This window comes from Pseudomonas sp. SDO5532_S415, from assembly GCF_054071155.1.
In genome coordinates this window covers 1-3681 of record NZ_JBSVWS010000303.1, presented here as the reverse complement: position 1 = coordinate 3681, position 3681 = coordinate 1, and the positions used below count along the sequence as shown (strand labels likewise).

The window sequence follows — 3681 nt, the reverse complement described above, 5'->3', positions numbered from 1 at the left end:
AACGCGATCGAATGTGGGAGCGAGCCTTCTCGCGAAAGCGGTGTGCCAGTCAACATCGATGTTGAAGCTGACTCCCCCTTCGCGAGCAGGCTCGCTCCCACCAAGGTTGCGCAGTTAGAGGCGATCAGTCCTCCAGTGCACGAACCCGCTCGTGGCGCTGCTGCTCTTCAGGCTGGGCCGACGACTGCAGGGTGAAGTCGAAGTCGATTTCGGCAAAGCGACCGCTGACACCGTGCGCCGCTGCACGCGCCTGGTCTTCGCTGAAGGTGATTTTCGCAATCAGTTCATCGCGGGTGGCGTAGGCGAAATCGTCGTGCAGGTACTGATCACCATCCAGGTTGATCTGGGTGGTCAGGTGGCGATGGTCCGGCGCGGAAATGAAGAAGTGGATGTGCGCCGGGCGCTGGCCGTGACGGCCCAGTTGATCGAGCAGTTGCTGGGTCGGACCGTCCGGCGGGCAGCCGTAGCCCGACGGCACGATGCTGCGGAAACGGTAGCGGCCTTCGGCATCGGTGACGATACGGCGGCGCAGGTTGAATTCCGATTGCGTGGTATCGAAGTACGAATAGGTGCCACCGGTGTTGGCGTGCCAGACATCCACCACGGCGCCGGCCAAGGGTTCGCCAGCGGTGTTGAATACGCGGCCTTGCATGAACAGGGTCACACCCGGATCGACGCCATCGTCCAGACGCGCTTCACCTTGGGACAGCGGCGCACCGGCCACGTACAGCGGGCCTTCGATGGTGCGCGGGGTACCGCCGGATTTGCCGGCCTGTTCGTCTTCGGCATCCATCAGCAGGTCGAGGTAATGTTCCAGGCCCAGCCCGGCCACTACCAGCCCGGCCTCCTGGCGTGCACCCAGCACGTTGAGGTAGTTGACCGCTTTCCAGAACTCTTCCGGGGTCACGGCGAGGTCTTCGATGATGTTCACCGAATCACGCAGGATGCGGTAGACCAGCGCTTTGGTCCGTGGATCGCCGGCATCGTTCAGCAGGCCGCTGGCTTCTTCGAGAAATTTCTGGACTTCGGCAGTGTGGGAAATCTTGACGTTCATTTTATCGGTTCCTCATCTTGTAATTATTGGCATAGCGAACTGAACAGGCTGGGTTCAGCGGTCATCCTCGCGAATGGACGAAGGATGCCGGCACATCGCGGTGACTTCGATCGCCATGTACGGATACAGCGGCAATTGCATGAGCAAATCGTGCAGTTCCTGGACGCTGTCGACATCGAACACGCTGTAATTGGCGTACAGGCCGGCGATACGCCACAGGTGACGCCACTTGCCTTGGTCCTGCAGGCGCTGGGCCAGGGCTTTTTCGTCGGCCTTGAGCTGCGCGGCGCGTTCGGGGTTCATGTCGACCGGCAAATTCACGGTCATCTTTACGTGGAACAGCATAATGCTCTCCTCAGGCTTGATGAATGGCAGTGGATGTCTTGTCGCGGCGGAAAAACGCCAGGCGTTCTTCATCCAGGCTCAGGCCCAGCCCCGGGGCTTTCGGCACATGCAGCTCGAAATCGCGATACACCAGCGGTTCGCCGAGAATGTCTTCAGTCAGCAGCAGCGGGCCGAACAGTTCGGTGTCCCACGCCAGTTTGTTCAGGGTCACAAAGGCATGGGCCGAGGCCATGGTGCCAATGCCGCCTTCGAGCATGGTCCCGCCATACAGGCCGATGCCGGCCGCTTCGGCGATAGCGGCAGTACGCAGCACAGCGCGCGGGCCACCATTTTTGGCGATCTTCAGGGCGAACACCGATGCCGCGCCTTCGCGGGCCAGGTTGAACGCATCTTCCACGCACTCGATGGACTCGTCGGCCATGATCGGCGCCGGGCTCATGGTATTCAGGCGCGCCATGCCGGCACGGTTATTGCGCGAAATCGGCTGTTCGATCAGGTCGATGCCATTGGTGCCAAGTATTCGGCAGGCTCGCAGCGCCACCGCTTCGTCCCAGGCCTGATTGACATCGACCCGTACGCTGGCGCGATCGCCCAGGGCTTTCTTGATGGCAATGACGTGGGCCAGGTCGCGGTTGACCTCGCCGGCACCGATTTTCAGTTTGAAGATGCGGTGGCGGCGCAGGTCGAGCATTTTTTCCGCTTCGGCGATGTCCTTCTGGGTATCGCCACTGGCCAGGGTCCAGGCCACCGGCAACGCATCGCGAACACGGCCGCCGAGCAACTCGCTGACCGGCACACCAAGGCGCTTGCCCTGGGCGTCGAGCAGCGCGGTTTCGATACCGGACTTGGCGAAGGTGTTGCCACGGATGCTGCGTTCCAGGCGCAGCATCGCCGCGTTGACATTGCCGCTGTCCTGGCCGATCAACAGCGGCGCGAAGTGTGTGTCGATGTTGGTCTTGATGCTGTCAGGGCTTTCATTGCCGTAAGCCAGGCCACCGATGGTGGTGGACTCGCCGATACCTTCGATGCCATCGGCGCACCGCACGCGAATGATCACCAGGGTCTGGTTCTGCATGGTGTGCATCGCCAGCTTGTGCGGGCGGATGGTTGGCAGATCGACGATGATCGTCTCGATCGATTCAATGGCAGTTGCAAGCATTTCGATACCCATCAGGTTCTTGGAGTTCTGGAATCGATTCTCGTACGGCTTTTTTCTCGATGCCAATATAGAATTGGTCTGACTTGATACCTTTAAGGTATGCAATCGATCTACGACTGGAGGCTCCATGGAACTGCGTCACCTGCGTTACTTCCAGGTATTGGCTCAAACCCTCAACTTCACTCGCGCCGCCGAGTTGCTGCACATCGCCCAGCCGCCCCTGAGCCGGCAGATCCAGCAACTGGAGGACGAATTGGGGGTGATGCTGCTGGAGCGCGGTCGGCCGCTGAAGCTGACGGATGCCGGGCGGTTTTTCCATGAACACTCCACCGCCCTGCTCGAACAACTGAACAAGGTTTGCGACAACACGCGGCGCATCGGCCTGGGGGAAAAGACCTGGCTGGGCATCGGTTTCGCACCGTCGACGCTGTACGGCGTACTACCGGAACTGATCCGCCGCTTGCGCAGCGGCGAGTCACTGGAGCTGGAGCTGGGGCTGTCGGAAATGACCACCTTGCAACAGGTACAAGCGCTCAAGGCCGGACGCATCGATATCGGCTTCGGCCGGATCCGCATCGACGACCCCGCGATTGTCCAGACAGTCCTGACCGAAGATCGCCTGGTCGCCGCCCTGCCCGCCGGACACCCTCTGCTGGCCGGGCCCATCAGCCTGCGCGACCTGGCCCGGGAACCCTTCGTGCTCTACCCCGGCAATCCACGCCCCAGCTATGCAGACCATGTGATCGCCCTGTTCGAATCCTATGGCGTGAGCATCCACGTGGCGCAATGGACCAATGAGCTGCAAACGGCGATCGGTCTGGTGGGGGCCGGGATCGGGGTCACGCTGGTGCCGGCCTCGGTGCAATTGCTGCACCGCGACGACATCGGCTTCACGCCACTGCTGGAAGACAACGCGACCTCGCCGATCATTCTCAGCCGACGGGTGGGCGATGTTTCGCCGGGGTTGAACCATTGTTTGCGGATGATTGAAGAGCTACAGCCACAGTAATCGAATGCCATGGGCAATGAATACCTGTGGCGAGGGAGCTTGCTCCCGCTGGGGCGCGCAGCGGCCCTAAAAAATTGTCCAGCCGCAATGCCTCTTTGGGGCCGCTTCGCAGCC

4 protein-coding genes are annotated in these 3681 nt (G+C 61.2%); 1 reads left to right on the top strand and 3 read right to left on the bottom strand.

The features are described from left to right. Positions 1-124 precede the first annotated feature (124 nt). The 3 genes from catA to ACW9HW_RS29470 are packed head-to-tail and all read right to left on the bottom strand — an operon-like array spanning position 125 to position 2558. Positions 125-1054, bottom strand: coding sequence for a catechol 1,2-dioxygenase (gene catA / locus ACW9HW_RS29480; RefSeq protein WP_095193605.1), 930 nt, complete (start codon positions 1052-1054; stop codon positions 125-127). A 54-nt stretch (positions 1055-1108) separates the two neighbouring features. Further along, positions 1109-1399, bottom strand: a complete 291-nt coding sequence (catC, locus tag ACW9HW_RS29475; protein WP_008029082.1) for a muconolactone Delta-isomerase — start codon at positions 1397-1399, stop codon at positions 1109-1111. A gap of 10 nt (positions 1400-1409) precedes the next feature. After that, complete coding sequence (locus tag ACW9HW_RS29470) at positions 1410-2558, bottom strand: muconate cycloisomerase family protein (protein ID WP_457402853.1); 1149 nt, start codon at positions 2556-2558, stop codon at positions 1410-1412. A 127-nt stretch (positions 2559-2685) separates the two neighbouring features. Between ACW9HW_RS29470 and ACW9HW_RS29465 the strand changes: the two genes are divergently transcribed. After that, positions 2686-3567, top strand: coding sequence for a LysR family transcriptional regulator (locus ACW9HW_RS29465; RefSeq protein WP_457402851.1), 882 nt, complete (start codon positions 2686-2688; stop codon positions 3565-3567). The last annotated feature ends 114 nt before the right edge of the window (positions 3568-3681 follow it).